Genomic DNA, 19,025 nt, shown 5'->3' on the forward strand with positions numbered 1-19,025 from the left:
GTTTACATATGAACAAAAACAGAGGGTTAACGCCTCTGGCGGTCGTTCTGATGCTCTCAGGCAGCTTAGCGCTAACAGGATGTGACGACAAACCGGCTCAACAAGGAGCTCAGCAGGCGCCAGAAGTAGGCGTTGTGACGCTCAAATCTGAACCTCTACAAATCACCACAGAATTACCAGGCCGTACAAGTGCTTACCGCATTGCGGAAGTGCGTCCTCAGGTGAGCGGTATTATCCTGAAACGTAACTTCACGGAAGGCGGTGATGTGAAAGCCGGTGAGTCTCTGTATCAGATTGATCCAGCAACCTATCAGGCGTCTTATGAAAGCGCGAAAGGCGATCTGGCCAAAGCAGAAGCTGCAGCCAAAATCTCCCAGCTCACGCTGAGCCGCTATAAAAAACTGCTCGGTACGCAGTACATCAGTCAACAGGATTACGATACTGCGCTGGCAGATGCACAGCAGACCAACGCTGCCGTCGTTGCCGCGAAAGCCGCCGTCGAAACCGCGCGTATTAACCTGGCCTACACCAAAGTGACCTCCCCTATCAGCGGTCGTATTGGTAAATCTTCCGTGACGGAAGGGGCGCTGGTGCAGAACGGTCAGGCCACGGCGCTGGCCACCGTGCAGCAGCTTGATCCGATCTACGTTGACGTCACACAGTCCAGCAATGATTTCCTGCGTCTGAAGCAAGAGCTCGCAAGCGGCAAGCTGCAACAGGAAAACGGCAAAGCCAAAGTGGAGCTTGTGACCAATGACGGTATCAAATACCCACAGTCAGGCACACTGGAATTCTCTGATGTGACGGTCGACCAGACCACCGGTTCCATCACCTTACGTGCAATTTTCCCGAATCCGGACAACACGCTGTTGCCTGGTATGTTCGTTCGCGCGCGTCTGGAAGAAGGGACGAATCCAACCGCACTTCTGGTTCCACAGCAGGGTGTGACCCGTACGCCACGCGGCGATGCGAGCGCACTGGTTGTCGGGGCTGATGACAAAGTCGAAACCCGCAATATCACTGCTACGCAGGCGATTGGCGATAAATGGCTGGTGACGGAAGGTCTGAAAGATGGCGATCGCGTGATTATCACTGGTTTGCAAAAAGTTCGTCCTGGCGCGCAGGTTAAAGCACAGGAAGTGAAGTCTGACGATAAACAACAAGCTTCAGCCGCTGGTCAGTCAGAACAAACCAAGTCTTAACTTAAACAGGAGCCGTTAAGACATGCCTAATTTCTTTATCGATCGCCCCATATTTGCGTGGGTGATCGCCATAATCATCATGCTAGCTGGGGGACTTGCGATCCTGAAGCTGCCCGTCGCGCAATATCCAACGATTGCGCCACCGGCGGTGACGATCTCCGCAACCTACCCAGGGGCTGATGCAAAAACGGTGCAGGACACCGTGACTCAGGTTATCGAACAGAACATGAACGGTATCGATAACCTGATGTACATGTCCTCTAACAGTGACTCAACCGGTACGGTTCAGATCACCCTGACCTTCGAGTCAGGTACCGATGCTGACATCGCGCAGGTTCAGGTGCAGAACAAACTGCAGCTGGCGATGCCGCTGCTGCCGCAGGAAGTACAACAGCAGGGTGTGAGCGTCGAGAAATCGTCCAGTAGCTTCCTGATGGTTGTCGGCGTTATCAACACCAACGGCACCATGACGCAGGAGGATATTTCCGACTACGTGGGCGCCAACATGAAAGACGCCATCAGCCGTACTTCCGGTGTGGGTGACGTGCAGCTGTTTGGTTCCCAGTACGCGATGCGTATCTGGATGGATCCGAACAAGCTGAACAACTTCCAGCTGACGCCGGTTGACGTAATCAGCGCGATCAAAGCACAGAACGCCCAGGTGGCAGCCGGTCAGCTAGGCGGTACGCCGCCGGTGAAAGGCCAGCAGCTTAACGCCTCGATCATCGCACAGACGCGTCTGACGTCCGCCGATGAGTTCAGCAAAATTCTGCTGAAAGTGAATCAGGACGGTTCTCAGGTTCGCCTGCGCGACGTGGCGAAAGTTGAGCTGGGCGGTGAGAACTACGACATCATCGCGAAGTTCAACGGCAAACCGGCTTCCGGTCTGGGTATCAAACTGGCGACAGGCGCTAACGCCCTGGACACCGCCACGGCTATCCGTGCAGAGCTGAAGAAGATGGAACCTTTCTTCCCGTCAGGTCTGAAAATCGTATATCCGTATGACACCACGCCGTTCGTTAAAATCTCGATTCACGAAGTGGTAAAAACCCTGGTTGAGGCGATCATCCTCGTCTTCCTGGTCATGTACCTGTTCCTGCAAAACTTCCGTGCGACGCTGATCCCAACCATCGCCGTTCCGGTCGTGCTGCTCGGGACCTTCGCAATCCTGTCGATATTCGGCTACTCGATAAACACCCTGACAATGTTCGGGATGGTGCTCGCCATCGGCCTGCTGGTGGATGACGCCATCGTTGTGGTAGAGAACGTCGAGCGTGTGATGGCGGAGGAAGGCCTGCCACCGAAGGAAGCAACCCGTAAATCGATGGGACAAATCCAGGGCGCGCTGGTCGGTATCGCGATGGTGCTGTCTGCGGTATTTATCCCGATGGCCTTCTTCGGGGGTTCAACCGGTGCGATTTACCGTCAGTTCTCTATTACCATCGTTTCCGCGATGGCGCTGTCCGTGCTGGTGGCGTTGATCCTGACGCCTGCCCTGTGTGCCACCATGCTGAAGCCGATTCAGAAAGGCGGTCACGGCGAGCACAAAGGGTTCTTCGGCTGGTTTAACCGCATGTTTGATAAGAGCACGCACCATTACACCGACAGCGTGGGCAACATCCTGCGCAGCACCGGTCGTTATCTGCTGCTCTATATCATCATCGTGGTGGGCATGGCTTTCCTGTTTGTTCGTCTGCCAAGCTCGTTCCTGCCGGATGAAGACCAGGGCGTGTTCCTGACGATGGCACAGCTCCCGGCGGGTGCATCGCAAGAGCGTACCCAGAAAGTGCTGGACGAAGTGACGGACTACTACCTCACCAAAGAGAAAGACAACGTTGAATCCGTGTTTGCGGTTAACGGCTTTGGCTTTGCGGGTCGTGGTCAGAACACCGGTATCGCCTTCGTTTCTCTGAAAGACTGGTCTGAACGTCCGGGCGAAGAGAATAAAGTTGAAGCGATCACTGGCCGTGCCATGGGCACCTTCTCGCAGATTAAAGATGCGATGGTCTTCGCCTTTAACCTGCCAGCGATTGTTGAACTGGGTACGGCGACCGGCTTCGACTTCCAGCTGATTGACCAGGGTGGTTTGGGTCACGAGAAACTGACTCAGGCGCGTAACCAGCTGTTTGGTGAAGTGGCTAAACACCCTGACCTGCTGGTCGGCGTGCGTCCAAACGGTCTGGAAGATACGCCGCAGTATAAAATCGACATCGACCAGGAGAAAGCCCAGGCGCTGGGCGTGTCCATCAGCGACATCAATACCACACTGGGCGCGGCCTGGGGCGGTAGCTACGTCAACGACTTCATCGACCGCGGTCGTGTGAAGAAGGTGTACGTGATGTCCGAAGCGCAGTACCGTATGTTGCCGAACGACATCAACAACTGGTACGTTCGCGGCAGCGATGGGCAGATGGTGCCGTTCTCCGCCTTCTCAACCTCGCGTTGGGAATACGGTTCACCGCGTCTGGAACGCTATAACGGCTTGCCATCAATGGAAATCCTGGGTCAGGCTGCGCCGGGTCGAAGCACCGGTGAGGCGATGAACCTGATGGAAGAACTCGCCAGTAAACTGCCTGCAGGTATCGGCTATGACTGGACCGGTATGTCCTATCAGGAACGTCTGTCCGGGAACCAGGCCCCTGCCCTGTACGCCATTTCACTGATTGTGGTCTTCCTGTGTCTGGCGGCACTGTATGAGAGCTGGTCAATTCCGTTCTCCGTTATGCTGGTTGTTCCGCTGGGGGTTATAGGCGCGCTGCTTGCCGCAACCTTCCGTGGATTGACCAACGACGTTTACTTCCAGGTGGGCCTGCTGACAACCATTGGCTTGTCGGCGAAGAACGCGATACTTATCGTGGAATTCGCCAAAGATCTGATGGAGAAAGAAGGCAAAGGTCTGATTGAGGCGACGCTCGAAGCCGTTCGTATGCGTCTGCGTCCAATCCTGATGACGTCTCTGGCATTTATCCTCGGCGTAATGCCGCTGGTTATCAGCTCCGGTGCGGGCTCCGGCGCGCAGAACGCAGTAGGTACCGGCGTAATGGGTGGGATGGTAACCGCGACCGTTCTTGCGATCTTCTTCGTACCGGTGTTCTTCGTGGTGGTTCGCCGCCGCTTCAGCCGTAAAAATGAAGACGTTGAGCACAGTCATTCGGTAGAACCTCACTGATACCGGTTTCATATGATAAAAAGGCCGCATTTGCGGCCTTTTTCATTTCAAAAAAATCATAAATTACGCTTATTGTGCTGCCATTTATTTTCTGTCATCTTAATAAGACGTATCATAATTAACTGAAAACTTAATCGGCGAATTGATGATTTTTTTAATTCCAATTCGCTGCTTAAATTATTAGGAATATTCCTAGCACCGCTATCGTACAAAGAAAAGTCCGAATCTGGTTTTCATCTGACTGTTTACGCTAAATCAATGAAACGTAAGGAAGCGATAAAAATCCGTGTTAATTCGGATAAAAACGTTCTGTGCAGGCCGGGCAATTGCGTAAGCGCTCGCACTATCAGGTTTTAATTGTAATTTTTCGTAATAGCGCGGTGAAATCTCGATCAGAGTGGCTTATAGTTAGAGTTATCAGGAACACAGCACCCGTGCGGCTAAGTATGTTGTATCCATCCCGACATGATGTTCGGTGAGTAAGAAATCACTCAGAAGGGGATGCGCTATGGACGAGTACTCGCCAAAAAGGCATGATATCGCGCAGTTGAAATTTCTCTGCGAATCCTTGTACCATGACTGCCTTGCCAATCTTGATGAAAGTAACCATGGCTGGGTGAATGACCCAACGTCTGCGATCAATTTACAGTTGAACGAGCTGATAGAGCATATTGCAACCTTCGCACTTAATTATAAAATTAAGTACAATGAAGATAATAAGCTCATTGAGCAAATTGACGAATACCTGGACGACACCTTTATGTTGTTCAGCAGCTACGGCATTAACGCCCAGGATTTGCAAAAATGGCGTAAATCGGGAAATCGGCTATTCCGCTGCTTCGTCAACGTGAGCAGAGCAAACCCGGTTAGTCTTTCCTGTTAAAATTATTACAATTACTAAGGTGAATTTATGTCTGATAAACCATTAACAAAAGTCGATTATTTGATGCGCTTGCGACGTTGTCAGTCAATTGACACACTCGAACGTGTCATCGAAAAAAATAAATACGAGCTGTCTGATAATGAACTGGCTGTATTTTATTCAGCCGCTGACCATCGGCTTGCTGAGCTGACCATGAATAAGCTGTATGACAAAATCCCAACGTCCGTATGGAAATTTGTTCGTTAATCTTTAACCTGTGTCTGTAGAGGTTCTACGTCACGATCTGATTTGTATACACCTTTCGAGTTACGCTCCCTGTGCGAAAGCAGGTCTCCGTGTAAAACGTGCTCATCCGCAACATTGTTGTGACTGTTATCACACAGGTTTTTCGGGAACGTTCCCTTACTGGCCTATTCCTATTACTCTGCAGTAACGATATCCAGAGAGGTTCCTGTATGAGCACAGAAAAACAGAAGATGATAGCAGGTGAACATTACTGCCCTGGTGATGAGACGCTCCGGGGCGATCGGCTGCGGGCCCGTCATCTGATCCACCGCTATAACCACACCGCCCCCGACGCGAAAACTGAACGCCAGAACATCCTGGCGGAACTTTTAGGACAAAGCGCAGGCGCGTATATCGAGCCGAGCTTCCGATGTGACTACGGCTACAACATTTACCTGGGTAAAGAATTTTACGCTAATTTCGATTGCGTAATGCTGGATGTCTGCCCTATTCATATTGGCGACAACTGCATGCTGGCACCGGGTGTGCATATCTACACGGCAACTCATCCACTGGATCCCAATGAACGCAACAGCGGCGTCGAGTTTGGCAAGCCCGTGACTATCGGCAATAACGTCTGGATTGGCGGTCGCGCCGTCATTAATCCTGGCGTCACGCTGGGTGATAATGTGGTGGTGGCTTCCGGCGCGGTGGTGACAAAAGATGTACCGGCCAATGCTGTTGTTGGCGGCAACCCGGCAAAAATTATCAAGATGCTCTAAGGTATCGGGGGAGCCAACTGTTATGGTCTTTTAGCAGATGACTGTTACTTTTTTCAGCCTGGTTGCTCCCCTAAAATAGGCAGATCCCCTGTATTTTCAACAATCATGAAGGCAGAAAATGACCGAGATACAGCGCCTGCTCACCGCCACCATCGACGATCTTAACCACCGCGAAAAGCGCGACAATCGCCCGCGTTTTAGCATTAGCTTCATCCGCAAGCATCCTGGACTGTTTGTCGCCATGTACGCTGCCTGGCTGGCAACGCTGGTGGTGATGCTGACATCCGAAACCCTGGTGGACTCCGTCTGGCTGCTCGTTGTGCTGTTTGTGGCATTTAACGCGTTTTTCTTTTTCGACGTTAATCCCCGCTACCGCTACGAAGATATCGACGTGCTTGATTTCCGGGTCTGCTATAACGGCGAGTGGTACAACACGCGCTTTGTGCCGACAGAATTGATCGACAGCATTTTACACTCACCCGCGGTTGAGACCGGGCAGAAAGAGAAGCTGCAGAAAATGGTTTCAACCAAAGGCCAGCTCTCATTCTATGACGTCTTTACGCTTTCCCGTCCTGCTGCTGTGTAATCAGCGCCTGTAGGCGTCGGATACCTGACGCAAACTGAGAAGCAGAGGTATTACCATACCCCAGCACCAGACCGGTTTGCCCCTGCGTCGGCGTCAGGTAATACCCGCTTAACGCCGCGGGGGCCAGCTGAAAAGCTCTCGCCTGCTGAACAATTGCCTTGTCATTTATCCCGTCAATCGCCACGGTCAGGTGCATGCCGCCCTCCGCCGCCAGCACACGATGCGCGACATGTAGCTCGGCGTTGAGCACGTCGCGCAGCTGCCGGTAGCGTTTCCGATAGAGCCGACGCATAGAGGCAAGATGACGAGCGTAATGGCCCTCTTCAATAAACAGCGCCAGCGTACGCTGTTCCGCACGATGTCCCCCACGCAATAGCGCCCCAATGGCAGAACGCGCCGCGTTTGCCAGCGACGGGGGAATGACCATAAACCCCATTCTGAGCGACGGGAACAGCGTTTTACTGAATGTTCCCAGATAAACCACCGGCGCGTTGTTGACCATTCCCAGCATTGCTGGCACCGGCTCTCCGGAATACCGAAACTCGCTGTCGTAGTCGTCCTCGATAATCCAGGCCTTATGCTGAAGCGCCAGCGTCAGCAATGACAAACGCCGACGCGCGCTCAGCACGCTCCCGTAGGGAAACTGATGTGAAGGCGAAGTAAAGATCAGTGAAGGGCGCGCTGCATGTAGGCCTTCCCAGTCCATTCCCTCGTCGTCCACAGGCATGCCTATCATCGTTAATCCCGATTTCGCAAACGCGCTTTTTGCCCCCGCATAGCCGGGATCTTCAATCCACGCGATATCCCCCGGCTCGCTCAATAGCTGTGTGCAGAGATTTACCCCTTCCAGAGCCCCCTCGGTAATAACTATCTGGCTGGCATCGCAAACGATCCCCCGCGACAGGGCAAGATGGCGGGCAATCGCCTGACGTAACGAGTATTCCCCGGCGGGATCGCCATAGCCAAGCAATGCGCTCCCCTCCTCGCGTAAAACGCGATCGTACAAGCGCCGCCAGAGCGGAAGTGGAAAATAATTGATGGCTGGCGTGCCGGGCGTGAAAGCGAGTACCGGCGTCTCCCTCGGCGTCGGCTCTGGCAGCTGCATCACCCGCTTAGCCAGCGCGACGTTCGGCTCGGGAAAATCCTGTCGATTTCCGCGCTGCGCCAGTTGCGCCACGCGCGTACCCTGACGGCTGCGCAGCAGATACCCTTCGAGCGAGAGTTGCTCAAGCGCCGCATTGACGGTGTTGCGGGATACGGAAAGCTGCTGCGCAATGACACGGGAGCCCGGTAAGCGGCTTTCAGCCTGCAGCCTTCCCTGCAGGACAGCTTCACGCATGGCAAGATACAGCGTGCGCTGCAAGGTCTCTTCACCACGCTTTTTCAACGCAGCAGCGATCAGGGAATAAAATTCTTCGCCAGGTATATTCATTTTCTCTCTCCGTGGTACCACCAGAACATACCTCACTGGTTCTTTTTAAGGAACCAGCGTTTATTTACTCTGGGATCACTTACAGCAGAGCGGAAAATAACATGAGCACATTCAATCAGTTCGGACAACCCATTGGCGATGAACTTATCGACTGGCAACCCCGCCAGCCCCCTTCCCGCGTGAACCTTCATGGCCGCTACTGTCGGCTGGAGCCGCTGCGGGTAGATCATGCCAACGCCCTCTTTTCCGCCTATCTTCTGGCAGAAGATACCCGCAGCTGGACGTGGCTGCTGCGCGAACCTGATGCCACCGCAGGCGAATTTGCCGCGTGGGTGGCAAGCGTGTGCGAATTACCGGATCCGATACATTTCACCGTCATTGATAATCAGACTCAGGCACCGGTCGGTACGCTGGCGCTGATGCGCATCGATCCGGCAAACGGTGTTATGGAGGTGGGACACGTTCATTTCTCCCCCCTTCTTAGCCGCACGCCGATGTCCACAGAAGCGCAATATCTTCTGATGCAGTATGCGTTCGACGTGCTGGGATACCGACGCTATGAATGGAAATGTAACAGCCTGAACGAACCTTCCCGCAAGGCGGCGCTCCGTCTGGGATTTCAGTTTGAAGGGCGCTTTCGTCAGGCTCTGGTGACGAAAGGCCATAACCGGGATACGGACTGGTTCTCAATCATCGACAGCGAGTGGCCGGTGCTGGCGAAAGCGTTTGAAAACTGGCTTGCCACCGACAATTTTACCGTCGATGGCAAACAGATTAGATCCCTGGAAAGCTGGCGTGAAACGCGCGTTTAGCGTCTTTTTTTACGACCCTGAACGGCTTTAAAGCGTGGGTTAGATTTGCAAATGACGTACAAGCGTCCCTTGCGTTTGACGATCTGGCAATCCGGGTGACGCTGTTTCGCGCTGCGCAGCGAGTTAAGTACCTGCATGGTTAACCCCGCTTCGCGTTAAGAAAGCCGCCAAAACGTTTGCGGAAGCGCGCCGCGCTGCCATCCGTCGAGAACGTTTTCTGCTTACCGGTATAAAACGGGTGTGATTTTGAAGAGACTTCGATGGTGATGTACGGATACGTCTCACCGTCGAGCTCAATTTCACGGTCGGTCTTGATGGTCGATCCGACTTTAAAGTATTCGTTGGCACTGGTGTCGTGAAACACCACGGTGCGATAGGCTGGATGGATATTAGGTTTCATCATACGCTCTTTATGTTTTGTTATAACATAACAAAATAATATCCAGGCTCCGTTGAAAAAACAACCCCTGAAAATGCCCCTTCTTCCTCGCAAAACGTCCTTAAAGGTCAGCGTCAAAATGAATATCATGACACCCGCGTGCTATAACTATATCATTTCGCGGTAAAATCTTTCGCCTCCGACAAGCGACTCTGTGCCAGGAAATGGGCATATGAGAAAGGAAACAGCAGCATGAAAACCCGACATCTGGTCAGCCTGGTCACAGGCATACTGATCTTTTCTGTGCTGGTACCGATTTGCCTCAGTATCTGGCTGGCGCATCGCCAGGCGGAGGATAAATTTGTTGATGTGCTTGATAGCTACGCCTCCCGCGTACTGCTTCGTACAGACAGGGTAGTCGATCAGGCAAAAGAAGCGCTGACCCGGCTTCAGGCCTTTGAGGGGCCTCCCTGTAGTTATTTGCATTTACGGGAGATGCGTCGGGTTGCCTTCTCATGGCGTTATGTTCAGGAAGTGATCTACATCGACAACCTGAAGCCCCTCTGCTCCTCGCTGGAACAAGACAGCGACGCTGCCGCTTTCCCGCCCCCGATGCGTATTACTGCAGATGGTTACAGTGCCTGGCTGAGCACGCAAAACGATCTTGGTTTTAATCGCTATATGGCCGTGCTGGGCAAAGGCCATTACCTTGTGCTGATCGATCCAGCCTCGCTGGTGGACGTGATCCCTTTCGGTGAGATCGCAATTGATGCCGCGCTGGTAGGCAGCTCAACACACCTCGTTTTTGCCAGCAGCAACGCGCTTGCTCCCCATATCCGCAACATGATTGTCGATCGGGAAATGACCCGCGTTCAGTACAACGGCTCAATGTATATTATTAAGCCTGTTCCTGAGCTGGGGTTTAATATCGTCGCCTGGGCGGCGTTACAACCGCTGGCTGAAACCTGGCATCGGCAACTTCTCTTCTGGCTGCCGTTTGGCATGTTGATAAGCCTGCTTGCCGCACTTTTTGTTCTGCGCATCCTGCGACGTATTCAATCCCCACGCTACAGGCTGCTTGATGCGATTAATAACCGCGAATTTGTGGTTAACTACCAGCCTATTGTGGCGCTCTGCAGCGGCAGAATTGTCGGTGCAGAGGCGCTTGCCCGCTGGCCTCAGCCTGACGGGAGCTATCTCTCACCGGATATTTTCGTTCCGCTAGCGGAACAGACGGGCCTTATTTCGCAACTGACGCAGCTAGTCGTCGAAAAAGTGTTTGAGGATATGGGCCACTGGCTACATCTGCATGGCGATCAGCATATTTCCATTAACCTTGCGCCTGCCGATTTACTCTCCGGCAAATTGCCGCCTTTGCTGAGCCATTTGCTCAATAAGTGGAAAATCCATCCCAGACAGATCGCCCTGGAGTTAACCGAGCGCGGCTTTGCCGATCCTAACATCAGCGCACCGGCCATCGCGGCATTCCGCCGTTCGGGTCATGCCATCTATATCGATGATTTTGGTACCGGTTATTCCAGCCTGAGCTACCTTCAGGATCTGGACGTCGACACGTTAAAGATTGATAAGTCGTTTGTGGACGCGCTGGAGTACAAAAACGTCACCCCGCACATTATTGAAATGGCGAAATCGCTCAATCTGGCCATGGTGGCGGAGGGAATAGAGACCGACGGGCAGCTCCGCTGGCTGCACCTTCACGGGGTGCAGTATGGACAGGGGTGGTATTACAGTAAGGCGCTGCCAGGGGAGGAATTTATTCTCTGGGCGGAAAAAAACCTCGAGACACATTCTACTTAAGGTAGGATTTGATCACCTTTAAAACCACGCCGAGATCGGCTTCACGCTGCTCTTCTTCGGGCTCTTTCACCACGTGGTCGGTTAAATGGCCTTCGATCACCTGCATCATCATGCCGTTGACCGCCCCGCGGATCGCCGCCAGCTGCTGGAGAACATCGGCGCATTCGTGGTCGCTATTAAGCATTTTTTCCAGCGCGTTGCTCTGCCCCTGAATTTTTTTCAGGCGGGTTAATAACATCTTCTTGTCGCGAACCGTATGTGACATCTCTTTCCCCCTAATTTTGACATTTTAAGCATATCACGCCCTACTCCCCCTGAGTATTTTTCTACTGGGGGGTAGTATTTGTCTACTGGGGGGGAGTAGTATTTCCACACGCTTTTTCTCCCGGAATGTGCAATGAACGATTTTGCTTCTCTCCTTCAACAGGGCAACGCCTGGCTGTTTGTGCCCAGCGCTATTTTGCTCGGTGCGCTGCATGGCCTTGAGCCGGGCCACTCAAAAACGATGATGGCCGCTTTTATCGTGGCGATCCGCGGAACGCTTAAGCAGGCGATCCTTCTCGGGCTTGCCGCAACCCTGTCCCACACGGCGGTGGTCTGGATCATTGCGGTGGCGGGATTATGGTTTGGTCGGGGCTGGGATGCTCATACGTCTGAGCCCTGGTTCCAGCTGATCTCCGGCGTGTTGATCGTTGCGATCGCGCTCTGGATGGCCTGGCGCACATGGAAAGAGAGCCAGCCGCACGAGCATCATCATCACCACGACCATGACCATGACCATGACCATCATCATGATCACCATCACAACCACGGTCATCAACTGGTTGAAGAAGAGTGGCAAGACGCCCACCAGCGCGCGCACGCCCAGGATATCAACCGTCGTTTCAACGGACAAAACGTCACGACCGGGCAGATCGCCCTGTTTGGCCTGACGGGCGGGCTTATTCCCTGCCCGGCGTCCATCACGGTGCTGCTGATTTGCCTGCAGCTCAAACACTTCGCACTCGGCGCAACGCTGGTGTTCAGCTTCAGTATTGGCCTCGCAGTGACCCTGGTAGCTTCAGGCGCGATTGCCGCCTTAAGCCTTAAGCACGCGACGAAGCGCTGGCCGGGTTTCAGCGAGTTTTCGCGAAAAGCCCCATGGATATCTGCGGCACTGATTACCCTCGTCGGGATCGCTATGAGCCTTCACGGGCTGAGCGGAATTTTATCCTGAGCGACGCGGCCACCCGCGGTGGCCGCGACTGGCGCGCTAGGGTGCGTTCTGATGCCAGCTAAAGGCGTAGCGAAGCTGACGATGTTGCAGGATGAATTCCGGTGAAACGCTTGGGCTCCAGGAATCATCGCCGCCAACGCCCATATGGAATGCATCCAGATTGAGCCAGCAGCCCGGCTCATCGCGCAGCAAGTGCTGATGCGTTGTCTCACGAAGCTGCTGTTGGCCGTGGCGGCTGACTGAGAAATGGAAATGTCCCTGAAGCACGTGCGTCCCGCAGACGAGTTCTCGGGTGTCACAGCGCAGACCATTTTCTGTCGGGAAAATGTAGGGGGTCTGCATCGCATCGAGCGGCAAAGTCCAGCGCCCCTGCTGCGCCGCCAGCCTCCTGTCCGGATAGTTCTCGAACGGCCCCAGCCCCAGCCAGCGCACCGTATCCGGTACCTGAGCAAACTGGACGCTCAGGCCGATACGCGCGGGCTCGGGAATATCGGACGCCACCTGCACCTGCACATCGCCATGCAGCACGCCGCAATCGTCAATTCGCCAGACCTTATGGCTCAAAAACAGCGCCTTACCGCGATACTCCCAGACGTGTCGCGTGGTCACGACCACGTCATTGGCATGCGGTTCCGCTTCACACATAAGCAGGCGCGCAGACATCTCAATCATTCCGGCCGCTTTCCAGCGTTCAACCCAGGCATTCGGATCGATTTGCGTGGCTTCGCTCACGCCAATGTCATTATCCAGTGGCGCACGGGTAAAGTTATCCGTCAGCGGCGAGCGCAGCGTTTCAACACCCTTGTTCCACCACTGCGTCAGATTTCCCGAGGCGCGATCGAACCGCCAGCGTTGCTCTCCATGGGTAATGTCCAGCACATCATCCTGCTCTGTGAATACCGGCGGGATCCCGACTGCCCGCGGTGGCGTAACGTACAGCGGCGTCGGTAGCAGCCACTGATCCCACGCGCAGCGATGATTCGCCGGTGACCAGGCTGTTGCCTGCGGCTGGATAACCTCCACATTAAGCCAGACCTCCCCCGGCTCGGCCGTCAGTGTCGGCAGCGCGATTTCCAGACGCTGCTGCCGCTGAGGGGGAATGGAAAGCGCAACCTCACCCTGAGCCAGCACCTCCCCGTCGCGGGTAACCGACCATCTCGCCACGTCGTTGTCGGTGTGGCGGAACAGGTAATCGCTTTTCACCTCAACCACCAGTGGAGAGGTACTCACCCGCGTAAAGGTGAAAAACTGCTGCGCGCGCTGCGCTTCATACAGCGCCGGATGCGGCGTGCGATCCGGAAAGACCAGACCATTCAGGCAGAACTGTCGGTCATTCGGTTTATCGCCGAAGTCCCCCCCGTAAGCCCAGAAGGGTTTGCCGTTTTCGTCTTTCTTCGTCAGCGCCTGGTCGACCCAGTCCCAGACGAACCCGCCCTGCAGGCGCGGATGACTGCGAAATGCCTGCCAGTATTTGGCGAACCCGCCAAAGCTGTTGCCCATCGCGTGGGCATATTCACAGAGGATCAGCGGGCGAGTTTCATCCGGCATGCCGATCCATTTTTTGATCGCCCATTTCGGCACCGCCGGGAACGGCTGGTCCTGATCAACACGAGCATACATCGGACAGACAATATCGGTTGCCGCCGTATTCGCCCCACCGCCTTCGTACTGCACAGGGCGCGTTGGATCGGTGGTTTTCAGCCAGCGGTAAAGCGCATCATGGTTAGCACCGTGTCCGGACTCATTCCCCAGCGACCAGATAATAATGGACGGATGGTTACGATCGCGCTGCACCATGCGGGTCACGCGTTCGCTCATGGCTGGCAGCCAGCGGGGATCGTCAGCAAGACGGCTCATTGGCACCATGCCGTGGGTTTCAATATTGGCCTCGTCCACAACGTACAGACCGTAGCGATCGCAAAGCCTGTACCACAGCGGATGATTCGGATAATGCGAGCAACGGACGGCGTTAAAGTTGTGCTGCTTCATCAGCTCGATATCGCGGCGCATCGTCGCTTCATCCATCACCTGCCCGTTTTCCGGATGATGCTCATGGCGGTTCACGCCCCGAATCAGCAGCGGTTTTCCGTTGAGCTTCAGCAGACCATGGCTGATTTCGACCCGGCGAAAGCCGACGTCGCATGCCTCGACGTCCAGCACATTACCCTGTGCGTCCAAAAGCGTAATTGTCAGGCGGTAGAGTTCAGGCGTTTCCGCACTCCACAGCAAGGGCTCTTTGACGGGGATCGCCACCGCTAACCGCTCCGCCCAACGCCCTCGCTCGTCAACCACCGCAGAGCCGGGGCGTTGCGCGACGCGGGCGCATTTTTCACCGTTTCGCCACAGGGTGATGGCCACTTCGCAGGCTGAATAGCAGGACCCGGCCAGCGCGACGTCGACGTTAAGCATTGCGCGGTCACACTCCGCGTTGAGATCGGTCACAACGTGGTAATCCGCAATCTGCGTCTCAGGCTTATGCAGCAGCGATACGTCACGGAAAATACCGCTCATGCGCCACATGTCCTGATCTTCAAGATAGCTTCCGTCGCACCAGCGCAGCACCATGACCGCCAGACGGTTCTGGCCTGAACGTAGCGCTGCCGTGAGATCAAACTCGGCGGGCAGGCGACTGTCCTGTGAATAGCCAATCCACTGGCCGTTGCACCAGAGATGGAATGCTGAGTTTACACCGTCGAAGATAATGCGGGTTTGCCCGCCGTGCAGCCAGGCGTCATCCATCTCAAATGTGAGCGAGTAACAACCGGTAGGATTCTCTGTCGGAACGCAGGGCGGATTGACGGGGATCGGATAGGTCACATTGGTGTAGATCGGCGTATCAAAGCCCTGCATCTGCCAGTTCGAAGGAACGGGCATCGCGACGGCATCTGTATAATCCTCTTCTACCCATGCCTGCGTAACCTGTTCTGGTGCTGCAAAAAAGCTAAACTGCCACACACCGTTGAGAGAACGTTTATTCGGGGTTTTCGCCTCTTCTCTGGCAGAGGCTTCGTCACGCCAGCTGTGAAACGGCGCGTGGGCCGCCAGGCGATTCCACTGTGTCACCCCGGGGTTTTCCCAGTCCCGACGAGCCAGAAGTGCGCTGAGGGTCAGCGATGATGTGTCAGACATAATAACCTCTTTGCGAAGCGCTCACAATTTTAGTTAACATGCCCTGGCAACACGGAAGGGTAAAGTGTGGGATCCGCACGTAGCGAGCCGGATCACAAAAGATTTATCCCCGCGCGATTTTTTCTGCCATCAGCGCCAGATTTCTCAGTTGATGTGCAAGCTCTTCCCGATCAACCCGATCGGCTGCGCGACGGGCGCTCGAATGACGCACGATCAGCGTGACGGGAAGCTGCTCTTGCCAGCATTTTTCTCCCCTCGTCGGCGTCAGCAGCCACTCAACGCTGCGCTCGCCCGCCTCACGAAAGGCCTGGCGAACGGTGGTCAGCGGCGGTGAAAACCAGGCGCTGTCAGCCGTGTCATCAAACCCGACAATCGATATCTGGCCCGGTATAGCAATGCCCTTCTCGGCGCAGGCGCGCATCACGCCCAGTGCCATTTGATCGTTCGCCACCAGAATGGCGTCAGGTCGCTGCGACCCGGATAAAAGCCGGTGGCCTTTTTCATATCCGGAGGCGGCGCTCCAGTCGCCGTGAACCTCGTCAGCGGCTTCAAGACCGGCTTGCGCCAGGGTCGTTTTCCACCCCGCCAGACGCGCACGCGCTGAAACGGAACTCTCAGGTCCACTGAGAAGAGCGATGCGCTGATGCCCAAGAGAAATCAGATGTTCCACGCCCAGCGCGGCCCCCTGTCCGGCGTTAAATACCAGACTGTTGACCTGCGCCGAAGGGGAAACATCGAGAAACAGGACGGGCACAGACGAAGCCATTTTCTGAAGCTGCTCTGCGTCAGGATCGTCCAGCGGGACGTTGACCAGTAAGGCTTCCACACGCTGAGCCAGCAGTTCCTGCACCGCAGCCTGGCATTGCTGAGCATGTTCCACCATTGAAATTAAGACGCTTGCCCCCTGCTCTGCCGCCCGGGATTTTACCGCTGAGACAATTTGCGAGGGCGCATGCAGGGCAAGATCGGTGGTGATCAGCCCCAGGGTGCGGGTCCGTTTCCCCGCCAGCTGCTGTGCGCCCCGATTAGGCACGTAGTGCAGTTCGGCCATCGCCTGCTGCACCTTTTCCCGCGTGCGGGTGGAGACGTGCTCCGCGTCATTAATCACGCGGGACACGGTCTGGTAAGACACCCCCGCGAGGAGGGCAACGTCATAAAGTGTGATCGCTTTCATGCAGTCCGGCATCGCTTGATAACAAGCCGCTATTCTGGCACAGCGACGCCATCAAAACATGTGAGCGCTTCGCAAAATTAAACAACCCGCTCTGGCTGAGGAACCGTCTCGATACGCGGCTTTTGACGGAACCACGGCAAACAGAGCTGGATAAGCGGGCCGATGGTCAGGGCGTAAATCACTGTCCCCACACCAAATGAACCGCCAAGCAGGCAACCGATAATCAGAACGGAGACTTCAATGGAGGTGCGCACGCTGCGGATTGACCAGCCTAACCGGGCGTGGATCCCGGTCATCAGACCGTCGCGCGGACCTGACCCAAAACCTGCACCGATATACATTCCGGTAGCTATGGCGTTCGCGACGATCCCGGACACCAGCAGCGCGATGCGGACAGGCAGCGAACTCAACTCAGGGATTAAGGCCATTGAAGCATCTGCCGCCAGGCCAATACAGATAACGTTGCTGAGGGTGCCCAGCCCGGGCATCTGACGCAGCGGGATCCACAGCAGAAGCACCGCCGCACCGGTCACAATGATGACCGTGCCAATGGTCATCCCCGTTTGTAAGGCCACCCCAAGGTGAAACACGTCCCAGGGATCGACGCCCAGATCCGCACGAATAAACATCGCGGTGGAAAGGCCATAAAGCCCTAAACCGACATAAAGCTGTAGCAGACGACGTACCATTTTTTATCTTCTCCAGTGAACCAGAGTTTTATATTGGGCGAAAATGGCTCTATGATTAATGTCCAGTTTGTAAATAGTGGACTGCATATGTCATCTCGTCGTTTCGGAAGCCAGTCTCTGGCACGCCTTTTAGGCCACTGGCAACAATCCTCGTCGCGTACGCCGCTCTGGCGTCAGCTGGCCGATGCGTTACGTCTGCTGATTCTTGATGGCAGACTGGCGCTGAATACGCGGCTACCGGGTGAGAGGGAGTTAGCCAGTACGCTTAACGTCAGCCGCACCACAGTTGGCAGCGCGCTCGCCCATCTGCGGGAAGAGGGGTATCTGGAAAGCCGCCACGGCAGCGGCTCACGCGTGATCCTGCCGGATACCCGCGCGGTACCCACCCTTTCCGCGGCCAGCGCGGCGCTCGACCTGTCCACCGCCGCGCTCAACGCCGGGCCCGAAATTCATCAGGCGTATACCCATGCGCTGACGGCGATAACCCAGCACCTTGCGCTGACGGGCTATGACCAGCTCGGGTTGCCCGCGCTACGGGAAGCCATTGCCGCACGCTATACCGCGCGCGGGCTGCCAACGCGGGCAGACGAAGTGATGGTCGTAAATGGCGCCGTCAGCGGCTTTGCGCTGGTATTGCGCATGATGACCGGGCCAGGCGATCGCATCGTCGTCGACCATCCAACCTACCCGCTGGCGATCGCCGCTATTCAGGGGGCACTCTGCCGACCGGTAGGCGTATCACTGCCTGAAAGCGGCTGGGATACCGACGGTTTCGCGGCAACGCTTGCCCAAACGGCCCCGCGCCTGGCCTACCTGATGCCGGATTTTCATAATCCAACGGGACGCTGTATGGACGCTGCAACGCGTCAGACGATAACCGACATCGCCGCGCAGACTCGTACTACGCTGGTCGTGGACGAAACCATGCTCGATCTCTGGTTTGATGCGCCGCCGCCGCCCCCTCTGGCAGCGTTTAATCCTGGGGCGGCAGTGATTACGCTGGGCTCTGCCGGGAAAAGCTTCTGGGGAGGACTTCGCCTCGGCTGGATCCGCGCCTCTTCACGCACCATCTCGGCGCTCGCTCAGGCGCGCGATACGCTGGATCTCGGCTCTCCTCTGCTGGAACAGCTTGCAACGCTGTGGCTTATCGAAAACAGCGACACATTTTTGCCCGCTCGCCGGAAAATGCTGGTGGAGCGACGGAACAGGTGCGGGGAACTCCTGCGCGAGCATTTTCCGGACTGGACCTTCCATGAAGCCGAAGGCGGGCTTTCATACTGGATTGAACTGCCGGGGATGCTGGCAACGCAGCTTGCCGCACGGGCTGAGACGATTGGGATCAACATGGGAACCGGCACGCGGTTCGGTCTTTCAGGGGCATTTGATCGCTATTTGCGTATGCCTTTCTCACTTGAACCGGAAGAACTCGAGCAAGCGTTATTGAGAATCAAGCCGTTGTGGCTCGCCCTGAACAAAACCACGCCCTCGATTAAACGGAGCCTGGTGTAACTTTTTTCGTAAATAATAAA

General features: G+C 55.3%; 17 protein-coding genes. 10 read left to right on the forward strand and 7 right to left on the reverse strand.

What is annotated here, in order from left to right; translation table 11 throughout:
* Nucleotides 1-8 precede the first annotated feature (8 nt).
* The 6 genes from acrA to KK102_RS07455 all read left to right on the forward strand — a co-directional run bounded on the left by acrA (nt 9) and on the right by KK102_RS07455 (nt 6,847).
* Entirely contained in the window at nt 9-1,202 is a 1,194-nt protein-coding gene (gene acrA, locus KK102_RS07430; RefSeq protein WP_042716154.1) for a multidrug efflux RND transporter periplasmic adaptor subunit AcrA, read from the forward strand.
* A 22-nt stretch (nt 1,203-1,224) separates the two neighbouring features.
* A complete protein-coding gene (gene acrB / locus KK102_RS07435; RefSeq protein WP_172701375.1) occupies nt 1,225-4,371 on the forward strand; it encodes a multidrug efflux RND transporter permease subunit AcrB in 3,147 nt (1,048 codons plus the stop codon).
* A gap of 508 nt (nt 4,372-4,879) precedes the next feature.
* Nucleotides 4,880-5,254: an Hha toxicity modulator TomB gene (gene tomB / locus KK102_RS07440; protein WP_008499288.1), complete on the forward strand. Its 375-nt coding sequence runs from the start codon at nt 4,880-4,882 to the stop codon at nt 5,252-5,254.
* A 27-nt stretch (nt 5,255-5,281) separates the two neighbouring features.
* Nucleotides 5,282-5,500: an HHA domain-containing protein gene (locus KK102_RS07445; RefSeq protein ID WP_010428174.1), complete on the forward strand. Its 219-nt coding sequence runs from the start codon at nt 5,282-5,284 to the stop codon at nt 5,498-5,500.
* A 209-nt stretch (nt 5,501-5,709) separates the two neighbouring features.
* Nucleotides 5,710-6,261: a maltose O-acetyltransferase gene (maa, locus tag KK102_RS07450; RefSeq protein ID WP_126543979.1), complete on the forward strand. Its 552-nt coding sequence runs from the start codon at nt 5,710-5,712 to the stop codon at nt 6,259-6,261.
* 118 nt (nt 6,262-6,379) lie between these two features.
* Complete coding sequence (locus tag KK102_RS07455) at nt 6,380-6,847, forward strand: YlaC family protein (RefSeq protein ID WP_126543978.1); 468 nt, start codon at nt 6,380-6,382, stop codon at nt 6,845-6,847.
* On the opposite strand, the gene pdxR is transcribed toward KK102_RS07455, so the two are convergent.
* Nucleotides 6,819-8,279, reverse strand: coding sequence for a MocR-like pyridoxine biosynthesis transcription factor PdxR (gene pdxR / locus KK102_RS07460; protein ID WP_126543977.1), 1,461 nt, complete (start codon nt 8,277-8,279; stop codon nt 6,819-6,821). The genes KK102_RS07455 and pdxR overlap by 29 nt on opposite strands.
* 101 nt (nt 8,280-8,380) lie before the next feature.
* Between pdxR and KK102_RS07465 the strand changes: the two genes are divergently transcribed.
* Entirely contained in the window at nt 8,381-9,091 is a 711-nt protein-coding gene (locus tag KK102_RS07465; RefSeq protein ID WP_216357301.1) for a GNAT family N-acetyltransferase, read from the forward strand.
* Here the strand turns inward: KK102_RS07465 and ykgO are convergent.
* Nucleotides 9,088-9,228: a type B 50S ribosomal protein L36 gene (gene ykgO / locus KK102_RS07470; RefSeq protein ID WP_003859006.1), complete on the reverse strand. Its 141-nt coding sequence runs from the start codon at nt 9,226-9,228 to the stop codon at nt 9,088-9,090. The two genes, KK102_RS07465 and ykgO, sit on opposite strands and share 4 nt — an antisense overlap.
* Before the next feature lie 2 nt (nt 9,229-9,230).
* Nucleotides 9,231-9,491 (reverse strand): type B 50S ribosomal protein L31, encoded by a 261-nt coding sequence (locus KK102_RS07475; protein ID WP_006176933.1) that lies wholly within the window; start codon nt 9,489-9,491, stop codon nt 9,231-9,233.
* Between the two features lie 231 nt (nt 9,492-9,722).
* Between KK102_RS07475 and KK102_RS07480 the strand changes: the two genes are divergently transcribed.
* Nucleotides 9,723-11,288, forward strand: coding sequence for an EAL domain-containing protein (locus tag KK102_RS07480; RefSeq protein ID WP_126543975.1), 1,566 nt, complete (start codon nt 9,723-9,725; stop codon nt 11,286-11,288).
* Here the strand turns inward: KK102_RS07480 and KK102_RS07485 are convergent.
* A complete protein-coding gene (locus tag KK102_RS07485) occupies nt 11,281-11,553 on the reverse strand; it encodes a metal/formaldehyde-sensitive transcriptional repressor (RefSeq protein ID WP_010428149.1) in 273 nt (90 codons plus the stop codon). The two genes, KK102_RS07480 and KK102_RS07485, sit on opposite strands and share 8 nt — an antisense overlap.
* 132 nt (nt 11,554-11,685) lie before the next feature.
* Here KK102_RS07485 and KK102_RS07490 point away from each other — a divergent pair, with 132 nt between their 5' ends.
* Nucleotides 11,686-12,504, forward strand: a complete 819-nt coding sequence (locus tag KK102_RS07490) for a nickel/cobalt efflux protein RcnA (protein WP_216357302.1) — start codon at nt 11,686-11,688, stop codon at nt 12,502-12,504.
* A 36-nt stretch (nt 12,505-12,540) separates the two neighbouring features.
* Here KK102_RS07490 and KK102_RS07495 read toward each other — a convergent pair whose 3' ends face one another.
* From KK102_RS07495 to yczE, 3 genes are all read right to left on the reverse strand, one after another.
* Nucleotides 12,541-15,633 (reverse strand): beta-galactosidase, encoded by a 3,093-nt coding sequence (locus KK102_RS07495; protein ID WP_126543973.1) that lies wholly within the window; start codon nt 15,631-15,633, stop codon nt 12,541-12,543.
* A gap of 103 nt (nt 15,634-15,736) precedes the next feature.
* Complete coding sequence (locus tag KK102_RS07500) at nt 15,737-16,807, reverse strand: LacI family DNA-binding transcriptional regulator (protein WP_126543972.1); 1,071 nt, start codon at nt 16,805-16,807, stop codon at nt 15,737-15,739.
* A 77-nt stretch (nt 16,808-16,884) separates the two neighbouring features.
* A complete protein-coding gene (yczE, locus tag KK102_RS07505; protein WP_010428145.1) occupies nt 16,885-17,496 on the reverse strand; it encodes a membrane protein YczE in 612 nt (203 codons plus the stop codon).
* Between the two features lie 87 nt (nt 17,497-17,583).
* On the opposite strand from yczE, the gene yczR reads away from it, so the two are divergent.
* Nucleotides 17,584-19,005, forward strand: a complete 1,422-nt coding sequence (yczR, locus tag KK102_RS07510; protein WP_216357303.1) for a MocR-like transcription factor YczR — start codon at nt 17,584-17,586, stop codon at nt 19,003-19,005.
* Nucleotides 19,006-19,025 lie beyond the last annotated feature (20 nt).

Origin of the sequence: Enterobacter quasimori (assembly GCF_018597345.1) — a bacterium.
In the GTDB taxonomy this organism is placed as follows: Bacteria; Pseudomonadota; Gammaproteobacteria; order Enterobacterales; family Enterobacteriaceae; genus Enterobacter; species Enterobacter mori.

What these genes read in the sequence shown, in the direction of transcription:
- acrA (WP_042716154.1), top strand. Translation starts at nt 9, where the DNA reads ATGAACAAAAACAGAGGGTTAACGCCTCTGGCGGTCGTTCTGATGCTC.
- acrB (WP_172701375.1), top strand. Translation starts at nt 1,225, where the DNA reads ATGCCTAATTTCTTTATCGATCGCCCCATATTTGCGTGGGTGATCGCC.
- tomB (WP_008499288.1), top strand. Translation starts at nt 4,880, where the DNA reads ATGGACGAGTACTCGCCAAAAAGGCATGATATCGCGCAGTTGAAATTT.
- KK102_RS07445 (WP_010428174.1), top strand. Translation starts at nt 5,282, where the DNA reads ATGTCTGATAAACCATTAACAAAAGTCGATTATTTGATGCGCTTGCGA.
- maa (WP_126543979.1), top strand. Translation starts at nt 5,710, where the DNA reads ATGAGCACAGAAAAACAGAAGATGATAGCAGGTGAACATTACTGCCCT.
- KK102_RS07455 (WP_126543978.1), top strand. Translation starts at nt 6,380, where the DNA reads ATGACCGAGATACAGCGCCTGCTCACCGCCACCATCGACGATCTTAAC.
- pdxR (WP_126543977.1), bottom strand. Translation starts at nt 8,279, where the DNA reads ATGAATATACCTGGCGAAGAATTTTATTCCCTGATCGCTGCTGCGTTG.
- KK102_RS07465 (WP_216357301.1), top strand. Translation starts at nt 8,381, where the DNA reads ATGAGCACATTCAATCAGTTCGGACAACCCATTGGCGATGAACTTATC.
- ykgO (WP_003859006.1), bottom strand. Translation starts at nt 9,228, where the DNA reads ATGCAGGTACTTAACTCGCTGCGCAGCGCGAAACAGCGTCACCCGGAT.
- KK102_RS07475 (WP_006176933.1), bottom strand. Translation starts at nt 9,491, where the DNA reads ATGAAACCTAATATCCATCCAGCCTATCGCACCGTGGTGTTTCACGAC.
- KK102_RS07480 (WP_126543975.1), top strand. Translation starts at nt 9,723, where the DNA reads ATGAAAACCCGACATCTGGTCAGCCTGGTCACAGGCATACTGATCTTT.
- KK102_RS07485 (WP_010428149.1), bottom strand. Translation starts at nt 11,553, where the DNA reads ATGTCACATACGGTTCGCGACAAGAAGATGTTATTAACCCGCCTGAAA.
- KK102_RS07490 (WP_216357302.1), top strand. Translation starts at nt 11,686, where the DNA reads ATGAACGATTTTGCTTCTCTCCTTCAACAGGGCAACGCCTGGCTGTTT.
- KK102_RS07495 (WP_126543973.1), bottom strand. Translation starts at nt 15,633, where the DNA reads ATGTCTGACACATCATCGCTGACCCTCAGCGCACTTCTGGCTCGTCGG.
- KK102_RS07500 (WP_126543972.1), bottom strand. Translation starts at nt 16,807, where the DNA reads ATGAAAGCGATCACACTTTATGACGTTGCCCTCCTCGCGGGGGTGTCT.
- yczE (WP_010428145.1), bottom strand. Translation starts at nt 17,496, where the DNA reads ATGGTACGTCGTCTGCTACAGCTTTATGTCGGTTTAGGGCTTTATGGC.
- yczR (WP_216357303.1), top strand. Translation starts at nt 17,584, where the DNA reads ATGTCATCTCGTCGTTTCGGAAGCCAGTCTCTGGCACGCCTTTTAGGC.